This is a genomic window from Phenylobacterium sp., from assembly GCF_019636135.1.
In the GTDB taxonomy this organism is placed as follows: Bacteria; Pseudomonadota; Alphaproteobacteria; order Caulobacterales; family Caulobacteraceae; genus Phenylobacterium.
On sequence record NZ_JAHBYD010000005.1, the window covers coordinates 96,390 to 113,889 of the forward strand.

Below are 17,500 nucleotides of genomic sequence, written 5' to 3' on the forward strand. Positions count from 1 at the left end.
AGCCGGAATGCCGGCTTCACGCATCCATACCTATCCGCATCCACGCACCGGCATGCTGCCGATCATCCTGCTCGCCACCACGGCGCTCGCCGGATGCGCGACCACGCAAAAGCCGCCGGAGATCTCCTACGACAACGCCGTTCCGGCAACGCAGACGGTCGACCCGCCGGCGCCAGTCACCGTCGTGGAGTTACCGCGGCCGCTGCCGCTGCCCGGCCAAATGAAGCCGGTCGAACGCTCCCGGCAAGCGCCGGAGGCGACCGATCCCGCCGCTCGCGTGAACCAGGCCAATGCCGCCGCGCGCGTCCAGCCCGTGCGCGACGGCTTCATCAATTCGATGCAGGTCTATCCGTTCACGCAAGGGGCGCTCTATCAGGTCTATACCGCCGTGGGCCAGATCACCGACATCGCGCTCCAGCCCGGCGAGCAGCTCGTCGGCTCCGGACCGGTCGCTGCCGGCGACACCGTGCGCTGGATCATCGGCGACACCGAGAGCGGCTCGGGCGCGACGCGGCAGATTCATATCCTCGTGAAGCCGACCCGCCCCGACCTGATGACGAACCTCGTCATCAACACCAACCTGCGCACCTACCACATGGAGCTTCGCTCGACCGAGCGGACCTATATGGCCTCCGTCTCCTGGCAGTATCCGCAGGACCAGCTCATCGCGCTGCGCCGGCAGAACGCCGAGGCACAGGCCGCTCAGCCAGTGGCGAGCGGCGTCGACCTCGCCAACGTCAACTTCCGCTATGCGATCGAAGGCGACCGAGCGCCATGGCGGCCGCTTCGCGCTTTCGACGACGGCCGTCAGGTCTTCATCGAATTCCCGCGCGGCATCGGCCAGGGCGAGATGCCGCCGCTCTTCGTTGTTGGTCCTGAAGGCGACACGTCCGAACTCGTCAACTACCGGGTACGCGGCAATTACATGGTCATCGACCGGCTCTTCGCCGCAGCCGAGTTGCGCTTCGGCGCGGGCCGCGAACAGAAGCGCGTCCGCATCACCCGCACCGACGGGAGGCCGGCATCGTGAGCGACACCGATTCCCGGAACGAGGATGAGCCGGAGGATGGCGCTCGGCCGTTGACCGGCGAGCCAGCCGGTCCGTCAGCGATGCGGTTGCGCCCCGAGCCGCCGCGCGTGACGCGGCTGTCCCGCAAGGTGCTGGCCGGCATTGGCCTGGTCGCCAGCGTCGGTATCGGCGGCGCGCTCGTTTACGCGCTCCAGACACGCGACGGCGGCCGTCCGGCGGAAGAACTCTACTCGACCGAGAACCGGCCCACGGCCGATGGCGTCGCCGGCCTGCCGCGCGACTATAGCGGCGTTCCCCAGCTCGGACCGCCTTTGCCTGGCGATCTCGGGCGCCCGATCCTGGGCGCACAGAACCGGGGCCAACCCGTGCCGGCGCCCGGCGTCGTATCGCCCAATCCTGGCATGAGCCCCGAAGAACAACGCCGCCTGCAGGAACTCGAGGCCGCGAGAACGGCCCGGCTGTTTGCGTCAACCGAGACGCGTTCCGTCTCGCCAGCGGCGCCTGGGCCCGCTGCAGCCGCCCCAAGCGTGCCCACCATGCCCGATCTGACCGGCCTCGCTCTTGCGCCGCAACCGGCGACGCCGACCGCCCAGGATCGGCAGAACGCCTTCCTCAGCGCCGCAGTCGATCGGCGCACAGTCTCGCCCGATCGCGTGGCGGCGCCGGAGTCCTCCTATGTGCTGCAGGCGGGCGCGGTGATATCGGCTGCGTTGATCACCGGCATTCGTTCCGATCTGCCGGGACAGATCACCGCCCAAGTGACAGAGAACATCTATGACAGCCCGACCGGCCGTATTCTGCTCGTGCCGCAGGGCACACGCGTCATCGGCCAGTACGATAGCAACGTCCAGTTCGGGCAGAGCCGAATTCTGCTGGTATGGAACCGGCTGATCTTCCCGAATGGCCGCTCGATCATGCTGGAGCGCCAGCCCGGCGCCGACGCCGAGGGCTATGCTGGTCTGCAAGACGGCGTCGACTATCACTGGTGGGGTCTGGCCAAGGCGGCGGGTTTGTCGACCCTACTCAGCATTGGCTCCGAGCTGGCCATCGACGACGACGACGGGCTTCTGCGCGCTATCCGCAACGGCGGACAGGACACCTTCAACCAGGCGGGCCAACAGATTGTCCGGCGCCAGCTTAATGTGGCGCCGACCCTGACCATTCGGCCCGGATTTCCCGTGCGCGTAATCGTCACGCGGGACCTATTGCTCGAGCCATACGGAGGGTCGTGATGTCCAAGCTGAAATTGAGCGGTGTGCCGGACAGTAAGCCGGTGAAAATCACCGTGGAATTGCCAGCGCAGGTCCATCGGGATTTGCTTGCATATGCCGATATTCTTGGGCGAGAGACTGGGCAACCCATTCCTGACGCTGCCGTGCTTATCGCACCTATGGTCCAGCGCTTTATAGAAACAGATCGAGGATTTGCTCGGGCCCGCCGCACGGAGCGATGAGCGACGCGAATAGCAGGTAAATGACAGATCCAGCGCCAACTGCCGGCCTCGATCTCGCCAGCGATCGCGCGATCGAAAGCAATCGACGCAAGACTGGATTGGAATTCTTAGAAGACCACATTGCGCTCGACTCTAAGACATCCCCGTCGCCTAGGATGGGCCGGATCACCACGCCGGGCATCTCCCGTCCGAGCGAAGAATTGCTGACAAGCGTCAGACCGTAGCCGATCGCCACGAGATTCATGAGGCCCTCGCGCCCGACGAACTGAATCTTGACATCGGGACGGAAGCCAAGGCGGGCAAGTCGCCGCACCAGGTAATCGTGAATCTCCGGGCCTGGACCTCCACTGGAGACAATGAACGCCTCATGCTGCAGTTCTTGCCAGGTCAAGCCCTCGCGGCGTGCCAGATCATGGCCTGCCGGCATCGCGACCAAGACACGCTCTGACCAAAGCAACTCGGTCGCATATCCTGGGATATTCGGAATTCCGGTTGTGAACGAAACGTCTATCTCGCCTATGACGAGGTAGTGCAGGCTCTCCCTCGCGGTCGCCTCCTGCACGATCACCTCGACGTGGCGGTATTTCTGTCGAAAGGTCGTTAGCACATCGCGAAGGAAGCCTGAATTGAGCGAGGAGAGAATGCCAACGCGAACGATGCCGCGCTCTCCCCGGCTTGTCGAAGCGGCCATGTGGATCGCACGGTCCAGATGATCGATGCCTTTGATTGCCTCCGCTAGAAACCTTTCGCCCACGAGCGTCAGGGACACGCCCCCCGGCGTCCGGCAGAAAAGCTTGAATCCCAAACGGCTTTCCAGAATGTCGATGCGGCGACTGACGGACGCCTGGGAAAGGCCGAGAAGCGTGGCCGCCTTCCTGAAGCTTCCCTGCTCGGCGGCGATTACAGCATATCGAAGGAACCGAAGATCAAGGGCTACGTCAGGCACTACGCCTGCCTCCAGGCAAGCAGGCGGAGCGCGTTGAACACGACGAGCAAAGTCGAACCTTCATGCATGGCGACCGCTGGGCCGATACCGAGCCCGAAGATCGTGGCCGGCACGAGGATCGCCACCACACCGAGGCTAACGAAGACGTTCTGGCGGATGATCGAACGTGTTCCCCGGCTGAGCCCGACCGCGAAAGGAAGGTGGGCCAGATCATCGGCCATCAGGGCGACATCAGCAGTTTCGAGCGCCACGTCCGATCCGGCGGCGCCCATAGCGATACCCACCGTCGCGCTCGCCATCGCCGGGGCGTCGTTGACCCCATCGCCCACCATCGCCACCCGCGCCTCGGCACGCAGTTTCTTGATCGCCTCGACCTTGTCCTCGGGCAGCAGATCGCCCCAGGCTTCCTCAAGGCCGACCTCCCGCGCAATCGCATCGGCCGCGCGCTGGTGGTCGCCGGAGATCATGATCATCCGGTGAATGCCGATCGCACGCAGCTTCTCGAGCGCGGCACGCGCACCCTCGCGCGGCGTGTCGAGCAGACCGATCGCGCCCAAATCACGGTCCCCCTGGCGCACGACCATGCTGGTGTGTCCGGCCTCATGGAGCCGCTCGACGGCCTCCGCCATCGCTGGGGACAGGGGGGAGATCCCGGCGGAGCCGAACATTCCCGGCTTACCGATCAGAACCTCATCTTCGCCCAAAACAGCCGATACGCCGCGGCCGGTGAGGCTTTTGAGGCTTTCAGCCTTAGGAACAGGGTAATCCCCGAGCTGTTCTCGCCCGTCCCGCGCTATGGCCTGCGCCAAGGGATGATCGCTCAGACTTTCGACCGCCACCGCGACGGCCATCAGGTCCTGCTTGTCCACCCCCGGCGCGGGGACGATCTGCTGGATGCGCGGCTCACCCTTGGTCAGCGTGCCGGTCTTGTCGATCGCGATCGCATCAAGCGATCCGAGCAGTTCCAGCGGGGCTCCGCCCTTGATTAGAACGCCTCCTCGCGCGGCGCGCGCCACGCCGGAGAGGACGGCGCTGGGCGTGGCGATCGCCAGCGCGCAAGGGCTGGCCGCAACGAGCACCGCCATCGAACGATAGAAGCTGTCACGGAATGGCTCGTCGACGACGACCCAAGCGAACAGCAGCACGAAGGCGAGCGCCAGGACCGCAGGTACGAAGAAGCGCTCGAACCGATCGGTGAAGCGCTGGGTCGGCGACTTCTGCGTTTCGGCCTCGCTGACCATCTTGACCACTTTGGCCAGCGTGCTCTCGCTCGACAGACGTGTGACCTCGATTTCGATGAGACCGCTGCCGTTGATCGTGCCGGCGAAGACACGGCTCGCAGCATCAACCCGATCGGGATTTGCGCGCGCCGCCGTCTCATCGGCGACCGGCTGCTTGTCGACCGGAATGCTTTCGCCGGTCACCGGCGCCTGGTTGACGGCGCTCGTGCCCCTGATGACGAAGCCATCGGCTGCGAGGCGCTCGTCGGGTTTGACGATGACGGTATCGCCGAGCTTCAGGTCATCGACGGAGATTTCTTCCGTCGCGCCATCGGGCCGCCGGACGAGAGCGGTGCGCGGCGCGAGGTCCGCGAGCGCCTCGATCGCGCGCTTCGCGCGGCCCATCGCGTAGTGTTCGAGCGCGTGGCCGAGGCTGAACAGGAACAGCAGCAGCGCGCCCTCGGCGAACGCGCCGAGCGCCGCGGCGCCGGCGGCAGCGACCAGCATGAGAGTATCGATCTCGAATTTCCGCAGCCGGAGATTGTCGATCGCTTCGCGCACCGTGAAGAAGCCGCCGAAGCCGTAGGCGCCGATATAGAAGGCGGTTGGCAGCCACGCGGGCGCCGCCGCCACCAGTTTGTCGATCGCAAAGCCGAGCGCCAGCAAGGCCCCGCAGGCGAGCGCGAAGATCAGCTCGGTATTGGGACCAAGAAACCCGCCATGGCTATGATCGTGATCGTGACCACCGTCGTGCCTGTGGCCGGCTTTCTCATCATGCGCGCCTGCGCCATGATCGTGGCCGGCATGCACGTCCTTCGAAGGACTGTTTGCCCGTTTGTCCCGCCTGACCCCCAATTGCGACAGCGCATCAACGATCTCGTCTTCGGAGACCTGTTCACGGTCGAACTCCACGCGCACCAGGCCCGAGGCATTCGCGTCGGATTCGAGCACGCCCGGTATGGCGCGCAGTTGCTCGCTGACCGTCCGCGCTTTTCGTTGATGGCCGATCCCGCTGACCGGCCACAGCGCATGACCGTAGCGCTCGGCAATCGCAGCTCCCGCCGCGCGAGCGATGTCGCGGATGCGCGAAAGCGACAGCGTGTCGGCATCGTAATGAATGCAAAGCCGTGCGGGCTTGTCCCCTTCCGCCGGTACGACATGCGCCTTTTCGATGCCTGGGCGCGCCGAGAGATTGGCTGTCAGCCGAGCCACACAGGCGTCATCGGCATCGGGGATGTCGGGTAGGATAAGCGGGATTTCGAGTTGAACCTGGTCCGTCATGAAAACCTCCTCAATGTTTGCGCGGGCCTCGTTCAGCGCCCGTGCCGAGGAGCATGGGCGCTTCCCGATCAGGGAGGCGGACGCCCGTTCTGTGGCTGACCGGAGCCAGCGCGTTGGCATACTTGCGTTTTCGCGTCGCGGCGGATGACGACCACCCAATCACTGGAGATCGAGAGGTTCATGGTGTCGCCGAAATAGGTGACGCCGGCCGCGGGCGCGGTCAGGCGTTCGGTTTCACCATCAGGCAAAATCGCGGCCTCGACCGTCAGACCGTCATCGCCGAGAAATTCGACGCGTACCTTCGTCCCATTCGCGCAGACAAAGCTATGTGTTCCGGCGAGCATGGCACTGCCAGCGTCAGAGCTTTCGGGCGAACAGCCCGCGTTGGCCGCCAGCAGCAACAGGGATGCCAACGGGACGCACGGCCGCCGCCGTTTCAACGCCCCGCCGTGACACTGGCGGCTACAAACTTTCGCCGTGAACGAGGGGGCAGAACGTCCACGGCGCGGGCCCTTCTCGCACAAACACGCATGAGGGCGTTGCGCTTGTGGGGGACCATTTCCGATGCCGTCGAGAAGGCTAAGCCGGCGCTGCCGGGTTCGACCGGCGTTGCTCTCGATGGCGCGATCTGTCGGTGTTGGACTCACATAAGCTCCTCGAAAATGAGCAGCCCCAGGAAGCCCGCGAAGAACATGCCGGTGACCAGAGGACTATCCGGACATTCGTGGGCATCGACGAGCAATTCCTCGGTTACGAGATAAAGGAGCGCCATGAGCCCAAAGCTCAGGAAGGCGACGATGATCGGCTGCGACAGGGTCGCTACCGGCGTCGCCAGAACCGCGCCGAGAGGCAGCAGCAAACCGATCGCGGCAACGACGGCCACCACCTTCCAAGCTGCACGGAGGGACTTACGAAGGTCGCTCGTGAGGGTCAGCCCAAGGAACAGGACCTCCAGCGTCAGCGCGATCGTCAGCAGAATCCCTGCCTTCTCGCCTGCGAGAAAGGCAAGGCCCAGCACCAGCCCATCGACGAGGATGTCGATGGCGACAGCGCCAATCATCGCCAGAGATCCGGTGGCTCTCTCTTCGAGAGCCTTCAGTAGCAGCATGGCGGCGACGCCGACCGTCCCGCCCACCAGGGTCGCGACCGGGGCCGCGTCGTGCTTGATCTGCGGCAGGATTTCGGTCGCCGCCGCCGCGAACACCACGCCGGCCGCCAGATGCTGCATGGCGCTGATAAAGCGCGCGCCAGGCGTTCGCAGGAGGGAAACGATCGCGCCGACAATGGCGGCCGCGACAGGCATGATGGTGTAGGCGAGCGCTGACATCAAACCCGCTTCCGCAGGCAGAGCGCCGCTGCACGTCCGACGGCTATTTCAGCTTTCCTTGGGAATACCGGGCAATGGTGGAACCTCGCTTGACATGCGCGGCCAGGGACTTGTCCGTCGCCATCAGCATTCTGTGCAGCCCGCGCCGAAAAAACGGCACAAAAGCCAAGGCTAGGAGTCCGGCATAGCGCGTGGAATGCACGACGCAGGTGCCGTGCGCTTCCTTGGAGACGACAAAGCTCTCCTCGATCTCGAGCAGCCATGGCACTCCGATGCGCCAGGCGATGGCATGGTGACGGTCGAGCTTCGAGAGTACCGCTTCCGCCGAAAAGCGTGGCCGGCCCCGCCTCCGGTGCGTGTAGGTGAGCTTTCGAGGGTCGTCGGGATCGCGCTTGAGCATCACGAACGGATGCCAGTCCTGACAGCGATCGACGTCCGCGAGGAGCCGCCATGCCCGCGCAAGGGGGATGGACAGGTGGAGGGAATGGTCGAGCGTGAACATGGGAATGCGCCTTGTGGCTGTCACCCGCGCAGCGGCCCGCAGGGCGTGCGGACAGGCGACCGGGGGAGCTGAGCGCGATGGGCGGCATCGCCCATCGCGCCTGGCCCGCTGCATCGATCGCAGCAATCACGCCTGCACGCCGGCAGCGGCTTGCAGGGCCTTGCCGCCGATGACCTCGACGGCTTCCAGCGTGATGATCCCGATGTCGGGAACATCCGTCAGCAAGGCGACAAATGCCCGCAGCGCGTCCTCGACGTCGATGATTTCGATGACCACCGCGCGGTTGCTTTCGAGGACATGGCGGCGATGGAGCTGCGCCGAGCCGCCAAAGCCCATCAAGGCTTCCAGGACGGTCACGCCGGCGATCTTCTGATCGCGCGCCAGCGAGGCGACATATTCGAAGACCTTGCGGTCGCCGATATAGGCCGCTTCATCGGTGTAGATGCGCAGCAGCTTCTTGCCGTTCTTTTCCATCATGCCTCTCCTTCAGCGGCTGCCGGCTGCTCACCGGCCGCCGGTTCTGATTTTCTTCTCTTCCATTGGATGTTGAGGCCGAGGACGACCTTGGCGATCGCCGGCAGCACCAGCAGCGTGAGGATGGTCGCCGCGATGAGGCCGCCGATGACGGTCGTCGCGAGCGGCTTCTGGACCTCGGCGCCGGTGCCGTGCGCGAGCGCCATCGGCACGAAGCCGATCGCCGGCACGAAGCCAGTCATCACGACCGCGCGCATCTTTTCGGCCATGCCTTCGCGAATGGCCTCGGGCAGCGCGAGCCCTGCCTCCAGCCGCTCGCGGATGGCGGTCATCACGACGAGACCGTTGAGCACCGCGACACCTGCCAGGCAGATGAACCCGACCGCCGCCGACACTGAGAAGGCGATGCCGGTCATGGCGAGGGTGAACACGCCGCCGGCAAGTCCCAACGGGACCGCGAGGAACACAGCCGCGGCACGGCCGAACCCGCCCAGCGCCATGTAGAGCAGCCCGAAGATCGCCAGGAAGCAGAGCGGTACGACGATCGACAGACGGTCGGCGGCGGCCTGGAGATTCTGGAACTGACCGCCCCACTCCAGATAATAGCCCGCCGGCAGCTTGACCTGCGCCACCTTGGCCTGCGCCTCCGCGACGAAGGAGCCCGCGTCGCGGCCTTGCAGGTTCGCCTGGATCACGACCCTGCGCTTGCCGTTCTCGCGGCTGATCTGGTTCAGCCCTTCGGTGAACCTGATCTGGGCGACCTGCGACAGTGGAACCGAGCTGCGCGCATGGCCTTCCTCCTTGGGCAGCATCACCGGGAGCGCGAGTACGTCATCGAGGTTGACCCTCGTGGCGTCCGGCACGCGCACGGTGATGTCGAAACGCCGGTCGCCCTCGAACAGCAGCCCCGAAGCGCGGCCGCCCATGCCGGCGGCCACGGTATCGGCGACCTCCTGAACCGTGAGGCCGTACCGGGCGATGGCCGCGCGGTCGAACCGGACGTCGAGCGTCGGCGCACCGCCGGTCTGGTCCGCCTTGACGCTGGAAGCGCCGGGGATCGACTGGAGCACGCGCACGATCTCGTTGGCCGACGCTGACATCTTGTCGAGATCGTCACCATAGAGCTTGATGGCGACGTCGCCGCGCACGCCGGCGATCAGTTCGTTGAAGCGCAACTGGATCGGCTGGCTGACCTCATAAAGCTGGCCCAGCTTGCTGCCGGCCGCTTTCTCGATCCGCTCGATCACGTCCGCCTTGGACTTGACGTCCTGCGGCCATTGATCCTGGGGTTTCAGGATCACGAAGCCATCGGAGACGTTCGGTGGCATCGGATCGGTCGCGACTTCCGCCGTGCCAGTTTTCGAGAACATCAGCTCGACTTCGGGCAGCTTGGTCACGGCTTTTTCAACGCCGCGCTGCATGGCCACCGATTGTTCGAGGCTGACCGAGGGCACGCGGGTCGACGCCAGCGCCAGGTTCTTCTCGTCGAGCTGCGGAATGAACTCCGAACCCAGCAATCCGAACACCGGCACTGCGGCGAGGAAGAAGGCCAGCCCGCCGAAGATGAACGGCCAGGGCCGTGCGATCGCCTTGTCGAGCAGCGGCAGATAGCGCTCCTTCGACTTGCGGATCAGCCAGACGTCCTTTTCGGCGACCTTGCCCCGGATAAGCAGGGCGACCAGCGCCGGAACCAGCGTGATGGCGAGGATGAACGCCGCCACCAGCGCGAGCATGATGGTGATCGCCATGGGCGAGAAGGTCTTGCCCTCGACCCCGGTGAACATCAGCAGCGGCGCGAAGGCGAGCAGGATGATCGCCTGACCGAACACGGTCGGTTTGATCATTTCCTGACTGGCGTGCATCGTCTCTTCGAGACGCTCGCGCAGACTGAGCAAACGGCCTTCATGTTCCTGGCGATGCGCGAGGCGGGCCAGGCAGTTTTCGATGATGATCACCGCACCGTCGACGATCAGGCCGAAGTCGAGCGCGCCGAGGCTCATGAGGTTACCCGGCACCCGGAAGGCGTTCATGCCCATCGCCATCATCAGGAAGGAGAAGGGAATGACGAGGACGGCGATGATCGCCGCGCGCCAGTTGCCGAGCAGCAGGAACAGCGACGCGGCCACCAGCAAAGCGCCTTCGGTGAGGTTGCGCTCGACAGTGCCGACCGTGGCATTGACCAGCTTCGCGCGATCAAGCACCACCTTGACCTCGACACCTGCCGGCAGGGTCGATTTCACTTGGTCGAGCTTTGCGTTCACCGCCTGAGCCACGACGCGGCTGTTCTCGCCGATCAGCATCAGGGCCGTGCCGACGACCGCTTCCTGACCGTTCATGCTCGCCGCGCCCGTGCGCAGATCGCCGCCTATTCTCACATTGGCGATCTGGCCGACCGTGATCGGAACCCCGCCGCGCGTCGCGGCGACGGCATTGCGGATTTCGTCGATCGAGCGAATGCGCGCGTCCGCACGCACCAGATAGGCCTCGCCCCCGCGATTGAAGTAGTTGGCGCCGACCGCGAGATTGGCGGCTTCGAGGGCTTCGCCCAGTTCGGTATAGGAAATGCCGTAGCTCGACAGCTTTACCGGATCGGGCTCGACCACGAAGGTCTTGGCGTAGCCGCCGATCGAATCGACCCCGGCCACGCCGGGAACCGTGCGCAGTTGCGGCCGGATGATCCAGTCCTGCACCGTGCGCAGATAGCCCGCCTTCGCGACTTCATCGGTAAGGCGGTCGCCTTCGGGCGTGAGATAGCTGCCGTCGGATTGCCAGCCTGGCTGGCCGTCGACTTTCTTCGCGCCTTGCCCGTCGGGGTTGGCATAGCCGACCGTGTACATGACGACCTCGCCGAGACCTGTCGTCACCGGCCCGATCTGCGGTTGCACGCCCTGAGGCAGATTTTCCTGCGCCTGGATGAGCCGCTCGCCGACCTGCTGCCGGGCGAAATAGAGATCGGTCGAGTCCGAGAAGATCGCCGTGACCTGGCTGAACCCGTTGCGCGATAGCGAGCGCGTGGTTTCCAGGCCTGGGATTCCGGCCAGTGCCGTTTCGATGGGATAGGTGACGAGCTTTTCCATTTCGACCGGCGACAGGCCGCGGTCGACTGTGTTGATCTGGACCTGGTTGTTGGTGATGTCGGGAACCGCGTCGATCGGCAGCTTGGTGAGTTGCCACACGCCAAGACCGGCGATTGCGAGGAAGAGGAACAGCACCGCCCACCGCGCGCGGACGGACAATGCCATAAGGGATGCGATCATGGCTTATTCCTCCTCGCCCGCGCCCTTGCCGAGTTCGGCCTTGAGCAGGAAAGCGTTGCGGGTGGCGACCGTCGCGCCGGACTTGAGCCCGGAGACGATCTCGACCCGGCCTGCGCTGCGCTGACCGAGCGTTACGAATTGCGCGCGAAAACCCTGAGGCGTGCGGAGGAAGACCGCGTCACGACCGTCGACGCTCTGCACGGCATCTTCCGGAACCACGATCGCGTTCGTCGGCGCGCCCTGGCTGGGCATGAGACGCACCCGCACGCCGAGGCCGGGCTGCAGGATGCCACCGGGCACTTCGACAAGCGCCGTCGCGGCGCGGGTTTCTCCGCTCAGAGTCGGCGTGACGGCACGAACCCGGCCGTCGACCGTCCGGCCGTCCATGAGTTCGACGACTGCGCGGTCTCCCGCCGCGAGACGGGCCACATCGCCGGGATTGATTGCGGCTTCGACCTGGATCTTGTTTGGATCGGCAACCCGAAACAGCTCGGCTTCCGGCTGGACGTAAGCACCGAGGCTGACATTTTCTGAGGTCACCCGCCCTGCGATCGGGCTTGCCACGATAACGCCGCGGCCGTCCTTGGTGACATTGGCTGCGCCAACCGATACTTGCGCCCGCCTCGCTTCGGCTTGCGCTGCGGCAGCTTCGGCTTCCGCGCGTTCGAGATCGACACGCGCCGAGACCTTCTGGTCGAACAGGTAGCGCTCGCGGGCAAGCGCCTTCTGCGCAAGAACAGCCCTGGCCGATGCTGCCGTGCGGTCGGCGGCGATCTGTGCCGCATCGCGGCTTTCGACGATCGCCAGCGCCTCTCCGGCGCGGACCGGATCACCGAGCCGTTTGAACACCCGCGTCACCGCGCCGCCTGCGCGTGCCGTGACAAGCGCTTCGCCCGTGGGCGAGGCTGTGACCTGGCCTTGTGCGACGATCTCCGAGCCGAGGCCGCCAGCCCGAACGGTCTCGACGGCAATGCCTGCTTCGCGGATTGCGTCCGCCGTCATTGCCAGGCTGTCCGCCGGCGTCGCACTTTCGGTGCTGTTTTCGGCTGGAGCGGATGTCGCTGAAGGATCAGCCGTGCAACGCGCGACGCTGAAGCCGCCGATTGCCGCCAGCAGCACCGCGCCGGCGACACCGCCTAGGAGCCGTTTGTCCTGTGTTATCATTGAAAATCTCCGAAACGGATCGAGCAGCGGCCAATCAGGGGCGCGTTCAGCTCGGAATGGGGGATGGGGAAGGTGAGGATTGGCGAGGCGGGCGCGGTCACGGCGTTGTCCCCGCCGCGTCGGGCGCCGGTGTCGTCAGATGCGCGAGGCGCGCCTCGGCATCGTGATAGGCCACCAGTGCATCGACGAATGCGCCTCTCGTGTCGGCTAGAGTCCGCTCCGCATCGAGCAGATCGAGCTGGCTGAAGCGGCCTTGGGCATAACCGATCCTCGCTATGCGGGCCGCTTCGCTTGCTGCCGCGAGCGCGGGTCCGCCCGCCGAGCGCGCGGTTGCGGCCGCGTTGGCAAGGTCGGTCTGCGCGGCGGCGATCGCCTGTTCGGTGTCGAGGACCGTGACTCGCCGCTTCGCATCGACCGCCTGCCGTTCGGCCTGCGCCTGGCTCAATGCAGCACGACCACTGTTGAACAGCGGAAAGGGAATGCTGACCCCGAATACCGCCGCCGTGTCGCCGGTTGCGGACAGCCGCCGCGCCCCCGCGCTTAGCGTTATGTCGGGGATACGCTGTGAGCGCGCCAGCCGAACTTGCGCGCTCGCTGTCGCGACGTCGGCCTCGGCGGCAGCCAGGATGAGCGTCCCCTCCGCCGAAGCAGGTCTTGCCGGACCATATCCGCCGATCCGGTCGAACCAGCCGGCATCCAATCGCCCCGCAACCGGCTCGCCGATCAGGCGCCCAAGGTTCTCCCGCGCAACGGCCGCCTCCCGCCGTGCCCGATCGAGCGCGACGTTGGCATTGACCCGCTGAACGTCGGCGCGCTGCTGCTCGATCGGAGAAGCGGCGCCGGCGGTTACGCGCGTGCTGGCCGCGCGAAACCCTTCATCCGCAAAGCCGGCGAGTTGACGCGCGATCTCCACCCGACGCTCGGCCGACGCTGCGGCGGTATAGGCCTGGGTTACGCGCTCGCGCAGATCGGCGAGCGTGATGGCCGCTTCGAGGCGCGCGCGCAGGCTGCGCGAATCTGCAACGGCGATGCGTGCTGACCGCTTGCCGCCCAATTCGATCGGCAATGCCAGGCCGGTCGTGACCTCGGCGCTCTGTGTGCCACGATAGAGACCTGAGCCCGCGACGTTCTCGACCTGAACCTGGACTTCAGGATTGGGCCGGAGGCCCGCGACGGTGCGCGCCGCGCCAGCCGCGCGCACGCCAGCGTTGGCAGCCTCAAGGTTGGGTGAAGACGCTCCGGCTGCATCCAGGGCACGTTCGAGCGTATATGGGGGTGCCGAATCCGGCGGCGACGCGGCCGTCTGCGCCTGCGCGATCGACGCGCAGGACGCCACGGCCAACAAGGCCGCGACAAAGCGGTGCATGATTTAATGACTCCTGACAGTTTCCAACAAAACCCCGGAAAATCGGGGCAAATGGACGCTGTCAGGCGCGTGGAGGGCGGTAGGTGGTGTCGATCGGCGCCGAAGGACCATCCACGGTCCTGGCGAAGGGCAGCAAGCTCGCGATCAGTCCGACAACGCGAACCCCGCAGTCGCGGGCAGGCTCGGCGACGTGATGACCGTGACATGTAGCGTGATGATGCGGCGTGCCCTTGCCAGCATCGGACGGCACCTCGTCGCGGTCGCCCTCAAAATGCCCGAACGCTGAGGCGACCTTATCTGTGATGCAGCCAACCGGCTCTGCCGCATGCGCCATCGCACTCGTTGTCAGAGACACCGAAAGCAGAATTGCAAGGATGGCGGTCAACCAGCGCATGGCAAATTAGCTATCACGCATCGGCGTGCGAAGCAAAAGCATTGTGCCACAAAATATAGGCTAGATAACAGAAGGTTATATCATACCGGCACCGCCGCATTCCGTCTGATTCTGGTAAAGTTCACGGAAATGCTCAGTAAATCACTGTGCTCACCAGTTAACTCTTCAGCCCGAGATGGCTTCTGCTCAACTATCGTTAGTCGCTCGGCGGGACGACGATCGGCACACTCCAGCCTCGGCTATTTGACCAGCCGATCCAGGATCGGGCAATCAGGCCTCTCGTCACCGTAGCAAGCCTCGGCCAGTTGCATCAAGGTCATCCGCATGGCGGTCAGGGCTTCCGCCTTGCGGCCGAGGTCCTCAGCGCGCGCGAGCGCCAGCGTCTTGACGTCGGCACTCGAACGGTTGCGGTCCTGCCAAAGGCTCAACAGGGCGCGTATCTCCTCGATCGGAAAGCCGAGATCGCGGGCATTCGCGATGAATCGCAGCCGATGCACGTCGCTGTCGGAATAATCCCGATAGCCGCTGTCGCGGCGCATCGGCGTCGGGATGAGGCCGATCTTCTCATAATGGCGGATCATCCGCTGCGAGACGCCGCTGGCCGCCGCGGCCTGGCCGATGTTCATGGCCTCACCTTTCCAGTCGAACCGCGTTCAGTCGCAGCGCGTTGATCACGACCGTGAAGGACGAGAGCGCCATCGCCGCCCCGGCGAACATCGGGGAGAGCAGGACGCTGGCGACGGGATAGAGCACGCCTGCGGCGACCGGAACCCCGATGCCATTGAACAGGAAGGAGAAGGCGAGGTTCTGGCGGATGTTGGCCATTGTCGCCCGCGCAAGCCGTCGGGCGCGAACCATGGCGGCGAGGTCGCCCTTGGTCAGGGTCAGGCCCGCGCTCTCGATCGCCACGTCGGTTCCCGTGCCCATCGCCACCCCGACATCGGCCGCGGCGAGCGCCGGCGCGTCGTTGACGCCATCGCCGGCCATGGCGACCCGCGCCCCCTTGGCCTTGAGATCGCGGACGATGCGCGCCTTGTCCTCCGGCCGCAGATCGGCGTGAACCTCGTCGATCCCGCCAATCGTCCGCGCGACCGCCTCGGCCGTCCCTCGGCTGTCGCCGGTCAGCATCACGATCCGCAGGCCTTCGGCGTGCAGCGCGGCGATCGCCTCGGCCGCCGACGCCTTGACCGGATCGGCCACGGCAAGGAGACCCGCCGACCGCCCGTCGATCGCGACGAGCATGACCCCGGCGCCCTGGGTGCGATGCCGTTCGGCCGCCTCCCGCAATGCAGCGGCGTCGGCACCGACCCGTCCCATTTGGGCGGCGTTGCCGACCGCCACCGTGCGGCCGCCGACCGTTCCGCTGATCCCAAGGCCGGTCTGGGAGTCGAAGTCCCGGGCGTCCTCGATGGCCAGGCCGCGCTCACGCGCGCCGTCCAGAATCGCGCGAGCCAGCGGATGCTCTGAGCGCGCCTCGACCGCCGCCGCGAGCGCGAGCAAGTCGTTAGCCTCGAACCCGGCCATCGGCTCGACCGAGACGAGCCGGGGCTTGCCCTCGGTAAGGGTGCCGGTTTTGTCGATAACCAGGGTATCGACCGCGTCCAGCGCCTGCAGCGCCTCGGCGGTCTTGACCAGCACGCCGGCCTGCGCGCCGCGCCCGGTCCCGACCATGATCGACATCGGCGTTGCCAGCCCGAGCGCGCAGGGACAGGCGATGATCAGCACGGCGATGGCGTTGAGCAGCGCGTGGCCGAAGCGTGGCTCCGGCCCGACGAGCATCCAGACGACGAAGGTCGCCAGCGCGATCAGCACCACCAGCGGCACGAACCAGCCGGAGATGCGGTCGGCCGTCGCCTGGATCGGCGCGCGGCTGCGCTGGGCCTCGGCGACCATGGAGACGATGCGGGCGAGCATGGTCTCCGCGCCCACCGCCTGCGCCTCCATCACCAGGCTGCCCGTGCCGTTCACGGTGCCGCCGGTCACCGGCGCGCCCGCCGTCTTGAGGACCGGCACCGGCTCGCCGGTCAGCATGGCTTCGTCGACCGACGAGCGCCCCTCCAGAACGGCACCGTCGACGGGAATGGCGTCGCCGGGGCGGATGCGCAGCCGATCGCCCCGGACCACCTCGCTCAGCGGAACCTCGACCTCCACGCCATCCGGCCCGATCCGCCGCGCGGTCTTGGGCGCGAGGTTCATCAGCGCGCGCAACGCCCGGCCGGTAGCGGCGCGGGCGCGCAGTTCCAGCATCTGGCCGAGCAGCACCAGCGCGACCACCACGCCGGCCGCTTCGTAATAGACCGGGACCATCCCGCCGTGGGCGCGGAAGCTGGCGGGGAAGATGTTGGGCGCAACGGTGGCGACCAGGCTGTAGAGGAAGGCTGCGCCCACGCCGATCGCGATCAGGGTGAACATGTTGTAGTGGCGGGACTTGAGCGATGCCCAGCCTCGCTCGAAGAACGGCCAGCCGGCCCAGAGCACGATCGGTACGGTCAGGGCCAGTTGCACCCACGGCGACCAGGCCATCGGCACGAGATGCAGGCCGAGCATCTCCGCCCCCATCGACACAAGCAGCAGCGGCACGGCGAGCGCCGCGCTCACCCGGAAGCGGCGGGTGAAATCGACCAGCTCGGGGTTGGGGCCGTCATCGAGACTGGGCTCGGCCGGTTCGAGCGCCATGCCGCAGATCGGACAGGTTCCTGGCCCCGGTTGCCTGATCTCGGGATGCATCGGACAGGTCCAGACCGCACCTGCTGGCGCCGTGGCCGGCCCTGTGCCCGGTGCATGATGGAGATAGCGGTCCGGATCGGCGACGAACTTCTCCCGGCAGCGCCCGCTGCAGAAATGGAACATCTGGCCGTCATGCTCCGCGTGGTGCGGTGTGGCGGCCGGATCGACGGTCATGCCACAAACCGGGTCCTTCACGCCGGAAGTCTCCGGCTCCGTCCCATGAGCGGCGCAGCAATGGTTGGCGTGACTCTCCATCGTCGAGACTCCTTTGGCCTTGAAGATGGGGTCTGACATCATGTCAAGGTCAAGAGCATTGACGCGGCTTGACCCTGACATTGTGTCAAGCCTTAGCAATGGGC

The 17,500-nt window shown here is 66.0% G+C and carries 15 protein-coding genes; 3 read left to right on the top strand and 12 right to left on the bottom strand.

Annotation, left to right across the window (positions count from 1 at the left end; all coding sequences use genetic code 11):
- Positions 1-7 precede the first annotated feature (7 nt).
- From trbG to KF737_RS05175, 3 genes are read left to right on the top strand one after another with little or no spacing between them, the layout of a single operon-like run.
- Positions 8-1,030, top strand: a complete 1,023-nt coding sequence (gene trbG, locus KF737_RS05165) for a P-type conjugative transfer protein TrbG (RefSeq protein WP_296451259.1) — start codon at positions 8-10, stop codon at positions 1,028-1,030.
- Positions 1,027-2,262: a TrbI/VirB10 family protein gene (locus tag KF737_RS05170; protein ID WP_296451025.1), complete on the top strand. Its 1,236-nt coding sequence runs from the start codon at positions 1,027-1,029 to the stop codon at positions 2,260-2,262. The genes trbG and KF737_RS05170 overlap by 4 nt, the downstream gene beginning before the upstream one ends.
- The gene (locus KF737_RS05175) at positions 2,262-2,483 is read left to right on the top strand and encodes a DUF2274 domain-containing protein (RefSeq protein ID WP_167096095.1); all 222 of its coding nucleotides are present in this window, start codon (positions 2,262-2,264) and stop codon (positions 2,481-2,483) included. The genes KF737_RS05170 and KF737_RS05175 overlap by 1 nt, the downstream gene beginning before the upstream one ends.
- Here the strand turns inward: KF737_RS05175 and KF737_RS05180 are convergent.
- From KF737_RS05180 to KF737_RS05235, 12 genes are all read right to left on the bottom strand, one after another.
- Entirely contained in the window at positions 2,434-3,429 is a 996-nt protein-coding gene (locus KF737_RS05180; protein WP_167096097.1) for a LysR family transcriptional regulator, read from the bottom strand. The two genes, KF737_RS05175 and KF737_RS05180, sit on opposite strands and share 50 nt — an antisense overlap.
- On the bottom strand, positions 3,429-5,930 hold the full coding sequence (locus KF737_RS05185; protein ID WP_296451034.1) for a heavy metal translocating P-type ATPase: 2,502 nt from the start codon (positions 5,928-5,930) through the stop codon (positions 3,429-3,431). Before KF737_RS05185 ends, KF737_RS05180 begins: the two co-directional genes overlap by 1 nt.
- A 68-nt stretch (positions 5,931-5,998) precedes the next feature.
- The gene (locus tag KF737_RS05190; RefSeq protein ID WP_296451037.1) at positions 5,999-6,331 is read right to left on the bottom strand and encodes a hypothetical protein; all 333 of its coding nucleotides are present in this window, start codon (positions 6,329-6,331) and stop codon (positions 5,999-6,001) included.
- Positions 6,332-6,573: 242 nt separating this feature from the next.
- The gene (locus tag KF737_RS05195) at positions 6,574-7,257 is read right to left on the bottom strand and encodes a transporter (RefSeq protein ID WP_296451038.1); all 684 of its coding nucleotides are present in this window, start codon (positions 7,255-7,257) and stop codon (positions 6,574-6,576) included.
- Between the two features lie 43 nt (positions 7,258-7,300).
- On the bottom strand, positions 7,301-7,759 hold the full coding sequence (locus tag KF737_RS05200) for an SRPBCC family protein (RefSeq protein ID WP_296451041.1): 459 nt from the start codon (positions 7,757-7,759) through the stop codon (positions 7,301-7,303).
- Positions 7,760-7,885: 126 nt separating this feature from the next.
- The gene (locus tag KF737_RS05205; protein ID WP_296451044.1) at positions 7,886-8,233 is read right to left on the bottom strand and encodes a DUF190 domain-containing protein; all 348 of its coding nucleotides are present in this window, start codon (positions 8,231-8,233) and stop codon (positions 7,886-7,888) included.
- Positions 8,233-11,490 (bottom strand): CusA/CzcA family heavy metal efflux RND transporter, encoded by a 3,258-nt coding sequence (locus KF737_RS05210; protein ID WP_296451048.1) that lies wholly within the window; start codon positions 11,488-11,490, stop codon positions 8,233-8,235. The genes KF737_RS05205 and KF737_RS05210 overlap by 1 nt, the downstream gene beginning before the upstream one ends.
- A gap of 3 nt (positions 11,491-11,493) precedes the next feature.
- A complete protein-coding gene (locus KF737_RS05215; protein ID WP_296451053.1) occupies positions 11,494-12,654 on the bottom strand; it encodes an efflux RND transporter periplasmic adaptor subunit in 1,161 nt (386 codons plus the stop codon).
- Between the two features lie 97 nt (positions 12,655-12,751).
- Complete coding sequence (locus KF737_RS05220; RefSeq protein ID WP_296451056.1) at positions 12,752-14,020, bottom strand: TolC family protein; 1,269 nt, start codon at positions 14,018-14,020, stop codon at positions 12,752-12,754.
- A gap of 61 nt (positions 14,021-14,081) precedes the next feature.
- Positions 14,082-14,414: a hypothetical protein gene (locus KF737_RS05225; protein ID WP_296451059.1), complete on the bottom strand. Its 333-nt coding sequence runs from the start codon at positions 14,412-14,414 to the stop codon at positions 14,082-14,084.
- 239 nt (positions 14,415-14,653) lie between these two features.
- A complete protein-coding gene (gene cueR / locus KF737_RS05230; protein ID WP_296451062.1) occupies positions 14,654-15,040 on the bottom strand; it encodes a Cu(I)-responsive transcriptional regulator in 387 nt (128 codons plus the stop codon).
- A gap of 4 nt (positions 15,041-15,044) precedes the next feature.
- On the bottom strand, positions 15,045-17,396 hold the full coding sequence (locus KF737_RS05235; RefSeq protein WP_296451262.1) for a heavy metal translocating P-type ATPase: 2,352 nt from the start codon (positions 17,394-17,396) through the stop codon (positions 15,045-15,047).
- Positions 17,397-17,500 lie beyond the last annotated feature (104 nt).